This window comes from Methylobacterium sp. Leaf108 (assembly GCF_001423265.1).
Classification (GTDB): Bacteria; Pseudomonadota; Alphaproteobacteria; order Rhizobiales; family Beijerinckiaceae; genus Methylobacterium.
Genome location: NZ_LMND01000012.1, coordinates 169,754 through 187,032 on the forward strand (window position 1 = coordinate 169,754; position 17,279 = coordinate 187,032).

Annotated in this window: 15 protein-coding genes; 10 read left to right on the forward strand and 5 right to left on the reverse strand. The window is 70.4% G+C overall.

The window, feature by feature from the left end; all coding sequences use genetic code 11:
- Window positions 1-111 precede the first annotated feature (111 nt).
- Both ASF39_RS09020 and glpX read left to right on the forward strand, forming a co-directional pair.
- Complete coding sequence (locus tag ASF39_RS09020) at window positions 112-1,434, forward strand: homoserine dehydrogenase (RefSeq protein WP_056282934.1); 1,323 nt, start codon at window positions 112-114, stop codon at window positions 1,432-1,434.
- 117 nt (window positions 1,435-1,551) lie between these two features.
- Window positions 1,552-2,535 (forward strand): class II fructose-bisphosphatase, encoded by a 984-nt coding sequence (gene glpX, locus ASF39_RS09025; RefSeq protein WP_056283509.1) that lies wholly within the window; start codon window positions 1,552-1,554, stop codon window positions 2,533-2,535.
- Between the two features lie 45 nt (window positions 2,536-2,580).
- On the opposite strand, the gene ASF39_RS09030 is transcribed toward glpX, so the two are convergent.
- From ASF39_RS09030 to ASF39_RS09045, 4 genes are all read right to left on the reverse strand, one after another.
- Complete coding sequence (locus ASF39_RS09030; RefSeq protein ID WP_056282937.1) at window positions 2,581-3,453, reverse strand: tetratricopeptide repeat protein; 873 nt, start codon at window positions 3,451-3,453, stop codon at window positions 2,581-2,583.
- Between the two features lie 320 nt (window positions 3,454-3,773).
- Entirely contained in the window at window positions 3,774-4,880 is a 1,107-nt protein-coding gene (locus tag ASF39_RS09035; protein WP_056282939.1) for a 5-(carboxyamino)imidazole ribonucleotide synthase, read from the reverse strand.
- Window positions 4,881-4,885: 5 nt separating this feature from the next.
- Window positions 4,886-5,413, reverse strand: coding sequence for a 5-(carboxyamino)imidazole ribonucleotide mutase (gene purE / locus ASF39_RS09040; protein WP_055887702.1), 528 nt, complete (start codon window positions 5,411-5,413; stop codon window positions 4,886-4,888).
- Window positions 5,414-5,525: 112 nt separating this feature from the next.
- Entirely contained in the window at window positions 5,526-5,744 is a 219-nt protein-coding gene (locus ASF39_RS09045; protein WP_055887699.1) for a DUF465 domain-containing protein, read from the reverse strand.
- 222 nt (window positions 5,745-5,966) lie between these two features.
- Here ASF39_RS09045 and ASF39_RS20400 point away from each other — a divergent pair, with 222 nt between their 5' ends.
- The 4 genes from ASF39_RS20400 to ASF39_RS09060 all read left to right on the forward strand — a co-directional run bounded on the left by ASF39_RS20400 (window position 5,967) and on the right by ASF39_RS09060 (window position 9,886).
- Window positions 5,967-6,143 (forward strand): DUF465 domain-containing protein, encoded by a 177-nt coding sequence (locus tag ASF39_RS20400; protein WP_082494456.1) that lies wholly within the window; start codon window positions 5,967-5,969, stop codon window positions 6,141-6,143.
- A 162-nt stretch (window positions 6,144-6,305) separates the two neighbouring features.
- Window positions 6,306-8,240 carry a propionyl-CoA synthetase gene (locus ASF39_RS09050; protein WP_056282942.1) on the forward strand — a complete coding sequence of 645 codons (1,935 nt, stop codon included), beginning with the start codon at window positions 6,306-6,308 and terminating at the stop codon, window positions 8,238-8,240.
- A gap of 138 nt (window positions 8,241-8,378) precedes the next feature.
- Window positions 8,379-9,497: an NADH:flavin oxidoreductase/NADH oxidase gene (locus ASF39_RS09055; protein WP_056282945.1), complete on the forward strand. Its 1,119-nt coding sequence runs from the start codon at window positions 8,379-8,381 to the stop codon at window positions 9,495-9,497.
- Window positions 9,498-9,514: 17 nt separating this feature from the next.
- Window positions 9,515-9,886: a hypothetical protein gene (locus ASF39_RS09060; RefSeq protein ID WP_055888084.1), complete on the forward strand. Its 372-nt coding sequence runs from the start codon at window positions 9,515-9,517 to the stop codon at window positions 9,884-9,886.
- A 6-nt stretch (window positions 9,887-9,892) separates the two neighbouring features.
- On the opposite strand, the gene ASF39_RS09065 is transcribed toward ASF39_RS09060, so the two are convergent.
- On the reverse strand, window positions 9,893-10,762 hold the full coding sequence (locus ASF39_RS09065) for an MBL fold metallo-hydrolase (protein WP_055888083.1): 870 nt from the start codon (window positions 10,760-10,762) through the stop codon (window positions 9,893-9,895).
- A 130-nt stretch (window positions 10,763-10,892) separates the two neighbouring features.
- Here ASF39_RS09065 and ASF39_RS09070 point away from each other — a divergent pair, with 130 nt between their 5' ends.
- The 4 genes from ASF39_RS09070 to ASF39_RS09085 all read left to right on the forward strand — a co-directional run bounded on the left by ASF39_RS09070 (window position 10,893) and on the right by ASF39_RS09085 (window position 17,247).
- Window positions 10,893-12,164, forward strand: a complete 1,272-nt coding sequence (locus ASF39_RS09070; protein ID WP_055887682.1) for a glycosyltransferase family 1 protein — start codon at window positions 10,893-10,895, stop codon at window positions 12,162-12,164.
- A gap of 191 nt (window positions 12,165-12,355) precedes the next feature.
- Entirely contained in the window at window positions 12,356-12,679 is a 324-nt protein-coding gene (locus ASF39_RS09075; protein WP_055887679.1) for a rhodanese-like domain-containing protein, read from the forward strand.
- A 141-nt stretch (window positions 12,680-12,820) separates the two neighbouring features.
- Window positions 12,821-13,933 (forward strand): efflux RND transporter periplasmic adaptor subunit, encoded by a 1,113-nt coding sequence (locus ASF39_RS09080; RefSeq protein WP_055887676.1) that lies wholly within the window; start codon window positions 12,821-12,823, stop codon window positions 13,931-13,933.
- A 101-nt stretch (window positions 13,934-14,034) separates the two neighbouring features.
- On the forward strand, window positions 14,035-17,247 hold the full coding sequence (locus tag ASF39_RS09085; RefSeq protein ID WP_055887673.1) for a multidrug efflux RND transporter permease subunit: 3,213 nt from the start codon (window positions 14,035-14,037) through the stop codon (window positions 17,245-17,247).
- Window positions 17,248-17,279: the final 32 nt, after the last annotated feature.

Below are 17,279 nucleotides of genomic sequence, written 5' to 3' on the forward strand. Positions count from 1 at the left end.
GCAGAAGACCCGGGCGCCGAGAGCAGCGTCGTCACGCACGACGGATCGCCCGCCTGCCGGGCCGGGTCTCGCGCAAACGAGTCCCACCGATCGAGCCCCAGGATTGCCACCATGTCTCAGAGCCTTCGCCTCGGCGTCGCCGGTCTCGGCACGGTCGGTGCCGCGGTGGTCCGCATGGTCTCGCGCCGGGCCGAGGCGCTGGAGGCCGCCACCGGCCGCAGCATCCGCGTCACCGCCGTCTCCTCCCGCGACCGGGCCCGCGACCGCGGCCTCGACCTGTCCGGGGTGACCTGGTTCGACGATCCGGTGCAGCTGGCGCAATCCGCCGCGGTAGATTGCGTGGTCGAACTCATCGGCGGCGCCGAGGGGCCGGCCCGGGCCACCGTCGAGGCGGCCATCGCGGCCGGTCACGACGTCGTCACCGCCAACAAGGCGCTGCTGGCCCGCCACGGCGCGGCGCTGGCCAAGGTGGCGGAGGCCAAGGGCGTGGTGCTGGCCTACGAGGCGTCGGTGGCCGGCGGCATCCCGGTGATCAAGGCCCTGCGCGAGGGCCTGGCCGGCAACCGGGTCAGCCGCCTGTACGGAATCATGAACGGCACCTGCAACTACATCCTCACCCGGATGGAACGGGAAGGGCTGACCTTCGACGCCTGCCTCGCCGACGCCCAGGCGCTCGGTTACGCCGAGGCCGACCCGACCTTCGACGTCGAGGGCTTCGACACCGCCCACAAGCTCGCCATCCTCGCCAGCCTCGCCTTCGGCATCGAGATCGACGCGGACGCCGTGTCGGTGGAAGGCATCTCGGCGATCCAGCCCCTCGACCTGCGCATGGCCGAGGAACTCGGCTACCGCATCAAGCTCCTGGGCGTCGCGCAGGCCGCGGACGGCGGCATCGAGCAGCGGGTCCATCCGACCATGGTGCCGAAGTCCTCCGCCATCGCGCAGGTCATGGGCGTCACCAACGCCGTCACCATCGACGCGGATGCGGTGGGCGAACTCACGCTGATCGGCCCCGGTGCGGGCGGCGAGGCCACCGCCTCGGCGGTCGTCGCCGACATCGCCGACATCGCCGCGGGCACCCGCCGCCCCACCTTCGGGCGGGCCGCCACCGCGCTGCCGGCCTCGCCGCGGGTGGCGATGCAGCGCCACGAGGGCGGCTACTACATCCGGCTCACGGTCCACGACCGCCCCGGCGTGGCCGCGGGCGTCGCCACCCGGATGGCCGAGCGCGACATCTCGATCGAGAGCATCCTGCAGCGGCGCTCGCCGAGCGCGGCGCTCACCGACCCGCACGGGCGCTCGGGCCAGCCGGTGCCGCTGGTGCTGATCACCTACGCGGCCACCGAGGGCACCATCCGCGCGGCGCTGGATGCCATCGCCGCCGACGGTCTCCTGGCGGAGACGCCTCAGTTGATCCGGATCGAGCGGGAATAGATCCATTATTTTGCCGGATGCTATGGCGCCCTGCAGGATAGCGCAGCTATAGGGCTCCGCGACGGAGCGCCCGGGCCCTGTCCCGGCGAGCGAGGGGCACGAGCTGCCATGACCACGATGAACGACGCGACGGCATCCATGCCGGTGGCGCGCACCCTGACCCTCGAACTCGCCCGCGTGACCGAGCGGGCCGCCATCGCGGCCGCCCGCTTGCGCGGCCAGGGCAAGGAGAAGGAGGCCGACCAGGCCGCCGTCGACGCCATGCGCGACGAGCTCAACGCCCTGCCCATCGACGGCACCGTGGTGATCGGCGAGGGCGAGCGCGACGAGGCCCCGATGCTGTTCATCGGCGAGCGCCTCGGGACCGGCGTCGGGCCGAAGGTCGACATCGCGGTCGACCCCCTCGAGGGCACGACCCTGTGCGCCAAGGACATGCCCGGCGCCATCGCCGTGATGGCCATGGCCGAGGCGGGGTCGCTGCTGGCCGCCCCCGACGTCTACATGCAGAAGATCGCCATCGGCCCCGGCTATCCGGCCGGCACCGTCGACCTCGACGCCTCGCCCGCCGACAACATCGCGGCCCTGGCCAGAGCCAAGGGCGTCGATCCCTCGCAGATCACGGCGATCATCCTCGACCGGCCGCGCCACGCCGCCCTGGTCGCCTCGGTCCGCGAGACCGGGGCGGGCATCCGCCTGATCTCGGACGGCGACATCGCCGGCATCATCTTCACGACGAGCCCGGAGGAGACCGGCGTCGACATCTACCTCGGCACCGGCGCCGCACCCGAGGGCGTCATCGCGGCCGGCGCCCTGCGCTGCATCGGCGGCCACATGCAGGGGCGGCTGATCCTCGACAGCCACGACAAGCGCGAGCGCGCCGCCGCGATGGGCATCACCGACCCCAACCGGAAGTACGAGCTCGTCGACATGGCCCGGGGCGACGTCATCGTGGCGGCCACCGGCGTCACCGACGGGGCGCTCCTCAAGGGCGTGCGCTTCAAGCCGGGGCTGATCGAGACCGAGACCGTGGTCTACCGCTCCGCCACCGGCACCGTGCGCCGCATCCTGTGCGGCCACCGCAGGCCGCCGGCCAGGGGTTAGGAGACCAATGCCGGGCCTGCCCGGAGGCAAGCCCGGCCAGACCGGTCAGTTGAACAGCGAACCGACGCCGCCCTGCACCCGCGACAGGCCCTGGCTCGCCACCGGGTTGCCCGGCTCGAGGGACGAGGCGCGCTGGTAGTTCTCCATCGCCTCCTTGCGGCGCCCCGACTTCTCGTAGGCGAGGCCGCGATAGGCCCAGGAGGTGGCGTCCTTGTTGTTGACGTTGAGGGCGGCGTTGTAGTCCTCGATCGCCTTGTCGAACTGGTTGGTGGCGATCAGGCTCTGGCCACGGGCGGCATAGGGGGCGCTGACGAAGGGGTTGCGGTCGATGGCGGCGTCGAAATCGCCGATCGCCTGCGTGTTCTGTCCCTGCTTCTGCCGCACCAGACCGCGGGCGTGGTAGGCCTCGGCCGATTCCGGCGCCAGACGGATCGCCTGGTTGAGGTCGCTGCCGGCGCCGTCGAGGTCGCCCTGGGCGCGCAGCACGTTGGCGCGGCCGATGTAGGCGGGCGCGTAGTTCGGATCGGCCGAGATCGCCTTCGAGAAATCGGCCAGCGCCGCATCGTTGCGGCCGGTCTGGCGATAGGCGAGCGCGCGGTTGTTGTAGGCCGAGCCGGAGTTGGGATCGATCTGGATCGCCTTCGAGAAATCGGCGATGGCGTCGTTGAACTGCCCGGCGCGGGCATAGGCCGCCCCGCGGGTGGTATAGGCGGCCGCGTCGTTGGGATTGCGCTGGATCACCTCGCTCAGGGAGGCGATGTTGACGGTGGTGGCGCCCGTCTTGTCCGATTCGAGCACCGCGAACTGCCGCGGCGCGGCGGCATTGCCGTAGGTCTCGCATCCGCCGAGCGCGGCCGCCGCCAGCGCCACCGCCCCGATCAGCCCCACCTTCGATGCCTGCAGCATCACAACCGTCATCGCCCCGCTCCCTCCGGCGAACCGCGGCGTGCCGCGTCGTTCGCCTCCACCCGTTCGATTCGCTGTCCGACTCGATCGCCGTGCCCCAATCGGCGGCGCCCGGCGCGGCACGCCGCATCGCGTCTCCGGCGAACCGTCGGCGAAGGCGGTGAACGCATGCTTAAAGCCGGGACACAGGCTCGCTCAAGCGGCTGCGTGTGGCGAAGATATGGCCTCTTCCGGCCTCACCCCGAGTCCGGGCCGGCGCGGGCCCGATCGGTCCGCGGGTGTGCCATCCGCGACGCAGTTTAGGCCAGGTATCGGCGAGGAATCGCCCGGCCCTACGGCGGGAGCAAGAGACGGGTGACGTGTCCCATCTTGCGGCCGGGCCGGGCCTCGCCCTTGCCGTAGAGGTGGAGGTGGGCGCCCGGCTCGGCCAGGATCGCGTCCCAGGCCGCCGCCTCGTCGCCGATGAGGTTGTGCATCTCCACGGCGACACCGCCGACCCGGGCGGGATCCCCGAGCGGCCAGCCGCAGACCGCCCGCACGTGCTGGGCGAATTGCGAGGTCAGCGCCCCCTCGATGGTCCAGTGACCGGAATTGTGGACGCGCGGGGCGATCTCGTTGACCACGACCCGTTCCGGCCCGTCCCCATCGGCGACCAGGAACATCTCGACGGCGAGCACCCCGACGTAATCGAGGGCCTCGGCGATGCGCCGTGCGATGCCGATGGCGCTGGCCGCGGTGGCAGGGGCGATGCCGGGGGCCGGCACCCTAGTGAGGGCGAGGATGTGGTCGCGGTGGGTGTTGGCGCAGGGATCGAAGGCGGCGAACGCCCCGTCTGCGCCGCGCGCGGCGACCACCGACACCTCGCGCTCGAAGGCGACGAAGCCTTCGAGGATGCAGGGCGCGCCGCCGAACTCGGACAGGATCGCGGCCGGGTCGATGGCATCGCCAACGCGCAGCATGCGCTGGCCCTTGCCGTCGTAGCCGAAGCGCCGGGTCTTGATCACCGCCGGCAGCCCGATCTCGGCCAGCGCGAGGGTCAGGTCCTCGGGCGTGTCGACGCTGCGGAACGGGGCCGTGGGAATGCCGAGCCCGTTGACGAAGGCCTTCTCCGACAGGCGGTCCTGGGTCGTGGCGAGGGCCGAGGCGCTCGGATGCAGGGGCGCGAGGGCGGCGAGCCGGTCGGCGGTCTCGCGCGGGATGTTCTCGAACTCGTAGGTGACCACGTCGACGCTGGAGGCGAAGCGCGCCAATGCCTCGGCGTCGTCGTAGGCGGCCACCGTCGTGGCGGCGGCGACATCGAAGGCCGGGCTGTCCGCGTCGGGGGCGAAGACGTGCGCCTTCAGCCCATGCTGCGCGGCGGCGAGGGCGATCATGCGGCCGAGCTGGCCGCCGCCGACGATGCCGAGGGTGGCGCCGGGTGCGATCCGGGTCATGACCATCCGCCCTATGGTGTCTCGGCCTGCGGGAACTCGACCTTGGGGAACTCGGCCTGCGGGAACTCCGCCACCGCCGCGCTCTGGGCGGCGCGCCAGGCCTCCAGCCGTTCGGCCAGCGCCTCGTCCGAGACCGCCAGGATCGCGGCCGCCAGGAGGGCGGCGTTGACCGCCCCGGCCCGGCCGATCGCCAGGGTCCCGACCGGAATGCCCGCGGGCATCTGCACGATGGAGAGCAGGCTGTCCTGGCCCGACAGGGCCTTGGATTCGACCGGCACGCCCAGCACCGGCAGCGACGTCATCGCCGCGCACATGCCGGGCAGATGCGCGGCCCCGCCCGCGCCCGCGATCACCACCTTGAAGCCGGCGGCCTTGGCGCCCTTGGCGAAGGCGACGAGACGGTCCGGCGTACGGTGCGCCGAGACGATCCGGTCCTCGTGCGCCAGGCCGAGGGCGTCGAGGGTCTCGGCGGCATGGCGCATGGTCGCCCAGTCCGACTGGCTCCCCATGATGATCGCGATCCGGGGCTGGCCGGCCATCGTCTCGAATCCGTTTCTGTGGGCGTGCCGCGCGGCACGTCCGCCTCAACCCGAGTTCGCCGCATACGCGCCGGTCGCAGCGCGGGCAAGGCGGCTCGGGCGATAAGGCGGCTCAGGCGATGATGTCTGGGGTGATCTGGTCTTCGAGGTAGGTGATGCGGTCGCGCAGGCCGAGCTTGCGCTTCTTGAGACGCTGGATCTGGAGCTGGTCGCCGGCCACCACGAGCTCGAGGGCGTCGATGGCCCCGTCGAGGTCGCGATGCTCCTGCTTCAGCCTCAGGAGCTCGGCCTCGTACTCGGCCTTCGCCTCGTCACCCAACTCATCCGGCATCGCGTCCGACATCCTCGACAGCCGGCCCGGAGGCCTGCCCTCGAACCATGCGGCAGGGTGGTGCCAGGGGCAAGATCCGGCGGCGGCATCGCGGGGGCCAATCGTGTTTCGGGCGCGCGAACCCTGTTGAAAGGCTTCGTCAAGCACGGCCGATTTTGGGCTTCGACAGCCGGCGAAAGGTGTGCCAATCTGTCCACGTCGAAACGATGACAGGAGACATCCATGTCGCTGCAGACACACCTCACCCAGCTCGCTCGGAAGCACGAAGCCCTGGAGCGGGAGATCCACGACGCCATCCACAGCCCATCGGCGAACGATCTGCGCATCGCAGAGCTCAAGAGACGAAAGCTCCAACTCAAGGACTCGATGAACCGCCTCAAGACGGAATCCGTCCACTAGGCGCGTCACCGCCCCGGTCCTTCAAGTCTCATGCGTTCGCCGCCGCCGCTGGTCTCCAGGGCGGCGGTTTTTTTGTGCCGAATATCGTCCCTCCCGGGCGCGCGGTGGATATACTGGGCTCCGACCAGGCCGGCGTCGACGACCGGCCATCGGGGGAACGCCATGGCCAGCGACACCACAGACCCGACGGCGTCCAGCCGCTACGCCGCCGTTCACGCCGCCTCCCTCGCCGACCCCGAGGGGTTCTGGCTGGAAGCCGCCAAGGCGATCGACTGGATCTCGCCCCCCACCCGCGCCTTCGACGGGGCGGCCGGGGCCTACGGCCGCTGGTTTCCCGACGCGACGCTCAACGCCTGCCACAATGCCGTCGACCGCCACGTCGAGGCCGGGCGCGGCGACCAGGCCGCGATCCTGTACGATTCGCCCGTGGCCGGCGCCAAGCGACGCGTCACCTACGCCGAGCTGCGCGATGCGGTGGCGACGCTGGCCGCCGTGCTCGCCGACCTCGGCGTGAACCGCGGCGACCGCGTCGTCATCTACATGCCGATGGTGCCCGAGGCCATGTTCGCGATGCTAGCCTGCGCCCGGCTCGGGGCGGTCCATTCGGTGGTGTTCGGCGGGTTCGCCGCCAACGAGCTCGCCATCCGCATCGAGGACGCGACTCCCAAGGTGGTGGTGGCCGCCTCCTGCGGCATCGAGCCGAGCCGGATCGTCCCCTACAAGCCGCTCCTCGACGCGGCCATCGCCGCCAGCACGCACAAGCCGGACGCCTGCCTGATCCTGCAGCGGCCCCAGCGCGAGGCCGACCTCGTGGCCGGGCGCGACCACGACTGGGCGCAGGCCGTGGCCGATGCGACGGCGGCAGGGCGCCGGGCCGATTGCGCGGCCATGGCCGCCACCGACCCGCTCTACATCCTCTACACCTCGGGCACGACGGGTAAGCCCAAGGGCGTGGTGCGCGATACCGGCGGCTATTGCGTCGCGCTGACCTGGTCGATGCCCAACCTCTACGACGTGAAGCCGGGCGAGGTGTACTTCTGCGCCTCGGACATCGGCTGGGTGGTGGGCCATTCCTACATCGTCTACGCGCCGCTGCTCCACGGCTGCACCACGGTGCTCTACGAGGGCAAGCCGGTGGGCACCCCCGATGCCGGCGCGTTCTGGCGGCTGATCGCCGAATACGGCATCGCCTGCCTGTTCACGGCCCCCACCGCGCTGCGCGCCGTCAAGAAGGAGGACCCGCGCGCCGAACTCGTCGCCGGCTACGACCTCTCCGGCTTCCGCAGCCTGTTCCTCGCCGGCGAGCGCGCCGACCCCGATTCGGTGGCCTGGGCCGAGCGTGCCTTGGGCCGCCCGGTGATCGACCATTGGTGGCAGACCGAGACCGGCTGGGCCATCGCCGGCAATCCGGTCGGAATCGGGCAGCTGCCGGTGAAGCACGGAAGCGCCTGCAGGCCGATGCCGGGCTACGACCTCCACGTCCTCGACGAGGCCGGCAAGCCGGTGCCGGCCGACACCATGGGCACGATCGCCCTCAAGCTGCCGCTGCCGCCGGGCTGCCTGCCGACCCTCTGGGGCTCGGACGAGCGCTTCGCGCAGAGCTACCTCACCACCTTCCCCGGCTATTACGACACCTCGGACGCCGGCGTCGTGGATGCCGACGGCTACGTCACCGTGCTGGGACGAACCGACGACATCATCAACGTGGCCGGGCACCGGCTCTCGACGGGGGGCATGGAGGCGGTGCTCTCGGCCCATCCGGACGTCGCCGAATGCGCCGTCATCGGCATCCGCGACGCGCTCAAGGGCGAGCAGCCCTGCGGCTTCGTGGTGCTCAAGTCCGGCGTGTTGCGCGATACCGGCGAGATCGAGCGCGAACTCGTCGCCTCCATCCGAGAGCGCATCGGCCCCGTGGCCGCCTTCAAGCTGGCGCTGACCGTGGCGCGGCTGCCCAAGACCCGCTCGGGCAAGATCCTGCGCGGCACCATGAAGAAGATCGCCGACGGCGAGGCCTGGACCATGCCGGCCACCATCGACGACGCGGGCGTGCTCGAGGAGATCGGCGAGAGCCTGAAAGGACGCGGGATCGGCGGGTAGCTCGGCCGACAGGCGCGCCGCTTCCGGCGGCGGCCCGGCCTCAGGGGGCATGGCGCGGGTCCGGCAAAGCGGCGTAGAACCCGGGCCGATCCTACGTCCTGGCTCTCGCCCTCAATCTCGCCCTTGCCGGAGTCGCGCATGACCGCACGCCTGTTCGAGCCCCTGACCCTCGATGGGCTCACCCTCGACAACCGCATCGTCGTGGCGCCGATGTGCCAGTACTCGGCCCATGCCGGGCAGGCCGGCGACTGGCACCTGATGCACCTCGGCCAGATGGCGCAATCCGGAGCGGGCCTCCTGATCCTGGAGGCCACGGCGATTTCGCCGGAGGCGCGGATCTCGCCCGGCGATCTCGGGCTGTATTCCGACGCGACCGAGTTGGCGCTGGGCCGGGTGCTCGACGCCGTGCGGGCCTCTGCGCCGATTCCGATCGCCATCCAGATCGGGCACGCCGGCCGCAAGGGGTCGAGCCGGGCGCCCTGGGACGGCGGCGCCCAGATCCCGCCCGAGGCGCCGGACGGGTGGCGCACCGAAGGGCCTTCCGCCGTTCCTCACGCGGAGGGAGAGGCGCCGCCGCACGCCCTCGACGCGGACGGCCTCAAGCGCGTGCGCGACGGCTTCGTCGCCACCGCGAGGCGGGCGCTCGCCATCGGCATCGACGGGTTCGAGCTGCACGGCGCCCACGGCTACCTGCTGCACCAGTTCCTGTCGCCGCTGGCCAACACGCGCACCGACGCCTACGGCGGCAGCCTGGAGAACCGGATGCGGTTCCCGCTCGAATGCTTCGACGCCGTCCGCGACGCGGTGCCCTCGGGCAAGCCGGTGTGGATGCGGGTCTCGGCCACCGACTGGGTCGAGGGCGGCTGGACCCTGGAAGAGACCGTCGCGCTCGCCCGCGAATTGAAGCGCCGCGGGTCGGCCGCGATCCACGTCTCCACCGGCGGTGTGTCGACCCGGCAGCAGATTCCCCTGTCGGAGGGCTACCAGGTGCCCTTCGCCGCGCGGATCAAGGCCGAGACCGGGCTCACCACCATCGCGGTCGGGCTGATCACGCAGGCCCGGCAGGCCGAGGCGATCCTGGCCGAGGGCCAGGCCGACGCGATCGCGCTCGCCCGCGCGATGCTCTACGATCCGCGCTGGCCCTGGCACGCGGCAGCCGAACTCGGAGCCCAGGTGCGGGCGCCCCGGCAGTATTTTCGCTGCCAGCCGCGCGAGTTCAAGGCGTTGTTCGAGGACGCCACCCACGGACAACGCTGATGGACCGGAACACGCCGATGGACCGAGATACGCCACTCGACGACGTCACGACCTTCACGGTGGGCCGCGTCCGCCACGACGAGGAGAACGGGATCTGCCTGATCTCCGGGGCGGACGACGAGGAGGAGCCGGCCGGCTACTTCATCATCCAGATCGAGAAGGGCGACCCCGACGGGCCGCTGATCGAGGTGTTCGGCGAGGACCTGACCCAGTCGGACGGCGTGGTGTCCCTGGAGATCGGCGTGCGCCACCTCCTCTTCACCTTCGAGCCCACGAGCACGATCGGGTCCGAGATGCCGGCGGTGCGGATCGAATCCGAGACCGAGATCGCGCCGATCGTGCGCACGCGGCTCACCCTCGCCTTCGGCAAACGGGTGGCGCGGGCCTGAGCCGCCCTAGCGGCGCAGGCTGTCGAGGGGCACCGGCGCCGCGTGCGGCCGGCTCGCCAGCATGCCGTCGATGAGGGCCAGGACCTCGGCCCGGCCGCAGTTGGCGGCCGGCTCGAACGGCGTCCAGGTCTGGATGAAGTCGAGGGGCGCGAACACGTCGCGGTAGCGGCGCAACTCGTTGGGGGTGAGCGGTACGCCGCGCACGAAGGCCTTGTGGGCCGAGATCGTCAGGGCCGCGCGCGGGTCGGCCGGGTCGAGCTCGAACTTCAGGGCGTCGCCGCAGAACAGGATCTTCCGGGCACGGTCGAACAGCACGGCGTGGCCGTCGAAATGCCCCGCCGTGCGGTGCAGTTCGAGGCCCGGCAACGGTTCGAGGAGGTCGTCGTAGGGCCAGGAGACCTGGAGGCCGGCGCTCCAGGTGTAATCGGCCGCCGGCAGGCACAGCTCCGGGTCGAACCGGTCCTGCAGCTGGACGAGGGCGCCGTAGGAATGGGGATGCGAGGCCGAGAGCACCTGCATCCCGCCCAAGTCCGCGATGTGCCGCAGGGCCGCCTCGCTGAAGACCGGGCAGGCCTCGAAGCCCATGTTCCCGGCCGGCGTCTGGATCAGGTAGGCGCTCGGACCGATGCCGGAGACCGGGTCGTTCCAGAAGCGCCAGACGCCGGGCTCGAGTTCGGCCCAATGGCAGGGGAAGCGTTCCTGCGCCTGCGTCTCGGTCCAGAACTGCCACCCGCCCTGCGGCACCACGTGGCGGGCGTCGAGGCAGAGGGGACAGGAGGCGGGCGTCTCGAAGTGCCGCTGCCAGAACCCGCAGTTGTCGCAGGTATAGGCCGGGAGCTGGAGGGCGCCCGCGAAGGGCAGATAGCCGGGGGACAAGGGCGCTCTCTCTGGCGTGTCGCTGAACGGAATGGGGCCGGACCGATGGTCTCGGGCGGTGCGCACCGCATATAGGCCGGATCGGGCGGCCGGCGAAACCGCGCCGCCGTCGGCCACGTCCCGGAGGACCATGCCCGCCATCGCCATCGACCTCACCCGCCTGATCACCCGCCTGTCGCACGCGAGCCCGAGCGGCATCGACCGGGTCGACCTCGCCTATGCCCGCCATGTCCTCGACCAGCCGGGCGACCGCTTCGGCCTCGTGTCGACGATGCTCGGGCCGCGCGTCCTCGACCGCGCCGGGGCGCTGGCCGTGGTCGAGGCGGCGGCCTCGGGCTGGGAGGAGGATCGCGACGCCCTGGCCGACCCGGTCTATCGCGGCCTCATCGCCAGGCTCGGCGGCGCCGCGGGCCCGGCCGGTGCGCCCGCGGCCGGCCCGAGGCGGCGGACCCGCGTCCGCATCGAGGCGGCGCTGCGGACCCTGCGCGCCGGCGGCCACGAGGCGCTGCCGAAGGGCACGCTCTATCTCCACACCTCGCACCTGCGCCTCGACAAGCCCGGGCGGTTCGACTGGCTCTACGACCGCCCGGACGTCCGCGCGGTGTTCTTCGTCCACGACCTCATCCCGATCGCCTATCCCGAATACGGCCGCCCGGGGGAGGACGCGCGCCACGCGGTGCGGATGGAGACGATGGCCCGCCATGCCGACCACGTGATCGCTAATTCCGCCGACGTCGCGGGGCATTTCTTGCGTCACCTCGCGGCGAACGGGCTTCGGGCGAGGCCGGTGAGCGTGGCGCCGCTGGGAGTCGAGACGGTGTTCTGCGAGGCCGACCGCGCCACCGCCTTCGCGCCAGGGCGACCGGTCTTCGTGGCCTGCGGCACCATCGAGCCGCGCAAGAACCACCTCCTCCTGCTCAACCTCTGGCGTCGCCTCGCCGCCGATCTCGGCGAGGCGACGCCCCACCTCGTCATCGTCGGGCGCCGCGGCTGGGAGGCGGAGAACGTCATCGACATGCTGGACCGGTGCCCGGCCATCGAGGCCCATGTGACGGAGGTCCACGGGCTCTCCACCCACGGCCTGGCCGGGATCCTGCGCGGCGCCACCGCCCTCCTGATGCCCTCCTTCGCGGAAGGCTACGGCATCCCGGTGGTGGAGGCGGCGGCCTGCGGCCTGCCGGTGGTGGCCTCCGACATTCCCGTCCATCGCGAGGTCGGCTCGGGCTTCGCGACCCTGATCGACCCCCTCGACGGCCCCGGCTGGCGCGACGCGATCCTGGCCCTGAGCGAGCCGGGCTCGGAAACGCGCGCCGCCATGGCGGACCGGCTGCGAGGCTACGCCCCCCCGACCTGGCGCGACCACTTCGCGCTCGTCGACCCGATCCTCGCCACCTTTGCGTGAACCGGCTCGCATTTCACGGGACAACACGATGAGACCGAGGCCGCCGTCGGAAGCGGCCTCATGGTCGCCACGGCAGGCCCGGATTTGCGGTCGTGACGCCTGACGAATATGAACATGCGTTAGCGATGCCCGGCCGCCTTCGGCCGACACCCCGAGACGACCGCCTCCACCGCTCCGAGAAAAGGACCACCATGACGATCGTCGATCTGCACCGGGACGACATCAAGCGGGGCCTCGCCGAAGGCGGTATCCTCCTCATCGACGTGCGCGAGGCGCACGAGTTCGAGGGCGGCCACATCCCCGGCGCCGTGCCGCATCCGCTCTCGACCCTGGACACCACGGCGCTGGCGGCGCTGATCGCCGAGGACGGGCGCCGCCCGGTGTTCTCCTGCATGTCCGGCGTCCGCTCGGTCCATGCCCTGCATGCGGCGCAGGCCGCCGGCATCCCCGTCGAGGCCCACTACCGGGGCGGCTTCAAGGATTGGGCGGCCGCCGGCGAGCCGATCGACTCGTAATCCCCCGGCACGGCCGGTTCCCGTCAGGGTGGAGCCAGCATGTGCGCAACCGCACGACAAGCCGTGGACCGAGCCTCTAGCTCGGGACGCGCAGGGAACCAGAACATGCCCATGGCTCGATTGATTCGTCGCTTGTCGTCCATGGGCCTCGCCCTGGCGGTGCTCGGGGCGCCGCTGGCGGTACATGCCCAGGCCCCCGGCGGACCGCCGCCGAAGGTGACGACGGCCAAGCCCGTGGTGCGCGAGTTCGTCGAGACCGACACCTACACCGGCCGCTTCGAGGCGGTCGACTACGTCGAGGTCCGCGCCCGCGTCACCGGCTACCTCGAGAAGGTGCTGTTCCAGGACGGCGCCACCGTGAAGAAGGGCGACATCCTGTTCGTGATCGACCGGCGCCCCTACAAGGCGGCCCTCGACCAGGCACAGGCGGCACTCACTTCCGCCAAGGCCAGCCTGAATTTTTCCACCACCGACCTCGAGCGCGCTCAGACCCTGAGCCGCTCGGGCAACATCTCCGAGCAGGTCACCGACCAGCGCCGCCAGGCCTCGCAGACGGCGCAGGCCAACGTCGACAGCGCCGACGCGCAATTGCGCCAGGCCCAGCTCAACTACGATTTCACCGAGGTGAAGGCCCCCGTCTCCGGCCGGATCAGCCGCCGCCTCGTCACCGAGGGCAACATCGTCGTCACCGACCAGACCATGCTGACGACGATCGTGTCGCTCGACCCGATCTACTTCAGCTTCACCGTCGACGAGCGGTCGTTCCTGAAATACCAGACCACCCTCAAGATCGGGATGGGCGCGACCCAGAAGCAGAACGCCGCGCCGATCATGATCGCGCTCACCAACGAGACGAAGCCGACCCGCAAGGGCCTGCTCGACTTCGTGGACAACCGGGTCGACAACGCCACCGGCACCGTGCTCCTGCGTGCCACCGTCGAGAACCCCGACGGCTTCATCAAGCCGGGCCTGTTCGGCATCGTCTCCCTGCCGGCGACGAAGCCGGCGCAAGGGGTGCTGCTGCCCGACGAGGCGGTCTCCGCCAACCAGGACAAGCGCATCGTCTACGTGGTGGCCGAAGACGGTTCGGTCTCGACCCGCGACGTGCAGCTCGGCCCCAAGGTCGACGGCTACCGGGTCATCCGGTCCGGCCTCAAGGGCGACGAGAACGTGGTCGTGAACGGGCTGACACGGGTGCGGCCCGGGGCCAAGGTGGCGGCCGAAGCCACCACCCTGCCGCCGTCGCGGACGTAAGACGCATCGCACCGCGGTCCTGACCTCCCCCTTCTGCGGGGGAGGGTTGAAACACCGAGACATCACCGCCGAGCCGCATGACGCGGCGAGAGGTCTGACCGATGCGCTTTGCCCATTTCTTCGTCGATCGGCCGATCTTCGCGTCCGTCACGTCGATCATCTTCCTGATCCTCGGCTACGTCGCCTACGAATCGCTGCCCGTGGCGCAGTATCCCGAGATCGTGCCGCCGACCGTGGTGGTGCGCGCCTCCTACCCCGGCGCCAACGCCGAGACGGTGGCCGCCACGATCGCGACGCCCATCGAGCAGGAGGTGAACGGCGTCGACAACATGCTCTACATGACGTCGTTGTCGACCAACGACGGCAACATGCAGCTGACCGTCACCTTCAAGGTCGGCACCAACCTCGATATCGCCAACGTGCTGGTGCAGAACCGCCTGTCGGTGGCCCAGCCGCGCCTGCCGCCGGACGTCCGCAACCTCGGCGTCACCGTGCGCAAGTCCTCGCCCGACCTCATGATGGTCGTGCACCTGCTGTCGCCAGATAATTCCTACGACCAGAACTACCTCTCGAACTACATCTACCTGCGCATCCGCGACGAACTCCTGCGCCTCGACGGCGTCGGCGACATCACGGTGTTCGGCGGCAGCGAGTACGCCCTTCGCATCTGGATCGACCCCAACAAGCTCGCCGCCTACGGCCTGTCCACCACAGACGTCCTCTCGTCCCTGCAGGAGCAGAACGTGCAGGTCGCCTCCGGTGCCCTGGGGGCGCCGCCGGCGCCGAAGGACAACGCCTTCCAGCTCGTGGTGCAGTCGCAGGGCCGCTTCCAGACCCCCGAAGAGTTCACCGAGGTCATCGTCAAGGCGAGCGACGGCCGCCTCGTGCGCATCAAGGACATCGCCCGGGTCGAGCTCGGCCAGCAGACCTACACCACCCAGTCCTTCCTGAACGGGACGCCCGCGGTGGGCGTGGGTGTGTTCCAGCGGCCGGGCACCAACGCCCTCGACGCGGCCAAGCAGGTCCGCGCGACGATGGACACCATCAAGAAGAACTTCCCGCCCGGCGTCGAGTACAAGATCGCCTACAACCCGACCGAGTTCATCGAGGAATCGGTCTACGAGGTCTACAAGACCTTGTTCGAGGCGGTCGCCCTCGTCATCATCGTGGTGCTGGTGTTCCTCCAGAGCTGGCGCACCGCCCTGATCCCGGTGATCGCGATCCCGGTGTCGCTCATCGGCACCTTCGCGGTGATGCAGGCGCTCGGGTTCTCGATCAACAACCTGACCCTGTTCGGGCTGGTGCTCGCCATCGGCATCGTGGTCGACGACGCCATCGTCGTCGTCGAGAACGTCGAGCGCAACATGGCGGAGGGGCTCTCGCCGGGTGACGCCGCGCACAAGACCATGGACGAGGTCGGCGGCGCCGTCGTCGCCATCGCCCTGGTGCTGTCGGCGGTGTTCATCCCCACCGCCTTCATCCCCGGCATCTCGGGCCAGTTCTACAAGCAGTTCGCGCTCACCATCGCGGCCTCGACCATCATCTCGATGTTCAACTCGCTGACGCTGTCGCCCGCGCTCTGCAAGCTGCTGCTCAAGCCGCACCACGCCCACGCCAAGCCGACGTTCTTCCTGACGCGGTTCCTCGCCTGGTGCGCGGACGTCTTCAACCGCGCCTTCGACAAGCTCTCGAACGGCTACGCCAGCACCATCAACTTCCTCACCGGCAAGACCGTCGGCATCATCGGCATGGTGATCGTCTACGCCGCCATCATCGCCGGGACGCTGCATCTGGTGACGACGACGCCGACGGGCTTCATCCCGCAGCAGGACCAGGGCTACCTCATCGGCGTGGTGCAGTTGCCGGCGGGTTCGGCCTTGGAACGCACCACCGCCGTGGTGCGCAAGGCGGCCGACCTCGCCCTGAAGGTCGACGGCGTCGCCAATGCGGTCATCATCTCGGGCTTCGACGGGGCGACCTTCACTAACACCACCAACGGCGCGGTGATGTTCCTCACCCTCAAGGGGGCCAAGGAGCGGGCCGCCGCCGGCCGAACGGCGGCGGTCATCACCGGGGACGTCTTCAAGGCGACCGCCGGCATCCAGGAGGCGCGGGTCCTGTTCATCCCGCCGCCACCCGTGCGCGGCCTGGGCACCGGCGGCGGCTTCAAGATGCAGATCGAGAGCCGGCAGAGCTCCGAGATCGGGCCGTTGCTGGCGGCCGTCAACGAGATCCTGGGGCAGGCCAACCAGAGCAACGACGTCCAGCGCGTCTTCACCACCTTCGGCAACGACACGCCCCAGCTCTACATCGACATCGACCGCACCATGGCGCGGATGCTGAACGTGCCGCTGGCGAGCGTGTTCTCGACGCTCCAGACCAACCTCGGCGGCGCCTACGTCAACGACTTCAACACCTTCGGGCGCATCTACCAGGTCCGCGCCCAGGCCGATGCCGGCTTCCGCCTGGAGAAGCGCGACATCGAGCAGCTCAAGGTGCGCTCCTCCACCGGCGCGCTGGTGCCGATCGGGACGCTCGCCTCGATCCGCGAGATCAGCGGGCCGCAGATCGTGCAGCGGTTCAACCTGTTCTACTCGGTGCCGATCCAGGGCGATTCCAAGCCCGGCGTCTCCACCGGCCAGGCCCTCAACGCCATGGAGAAGATCGCGCAGAGCCTGCCGCAGGGCTACGCCTACGACTGGACCGAGATCGCGTTCCAGCAGAAGGCCACCGGCAACACCGCGATCCTGGTGTTCGGTCTGGGCGTGCTTCTCGTCTTCCTGGTGCTGGCCGCCCAGTACGAATCCTGGGCCCTACCCTTGGCCATCATCCTCGTGGTCCCCACCGGCGTGCTCTCGGCGCTGGCGGCGGTGCAATTCAGGGGGCAGGACAACAACATCCTGACCCAGATCGGCCTGATCGTGCTGATCGGTCTGGCCGCCAAGAACGCGATCCTGATCGTCGAGTTCGCGCACCAGCTCGAGGAAACCGAGAAGAAGGGTCCGGTCGCCGCCGCCGTCGAGGCCTGCCGCCTGCGCCTGCGCCCGATCCTGATGACGGCCTTCGCCTTCATCCTGGGCACCGTGCCGCTGGTCATCGCCACGGGGCCCGGCGCCGAGATGCGCCAGGCCCTGGGCACCGCCGTGTGCTTCGGCATGATCGGCGCCACCGTGTTCGGCCTGTTCCTCACCCCGGTGTTCTACGTCGTGATCCGCAAGATCCTGATCCGGTTCACCGGCAAGAAGAGCGGCCACGACGGGCATGGCGGCACGCCGGATGCCCATGGGCCGCATGCCACACCGGCAGGAGCGTGAAGCAGGGCGGATAAAGGGTTGCGCCGCGAGGG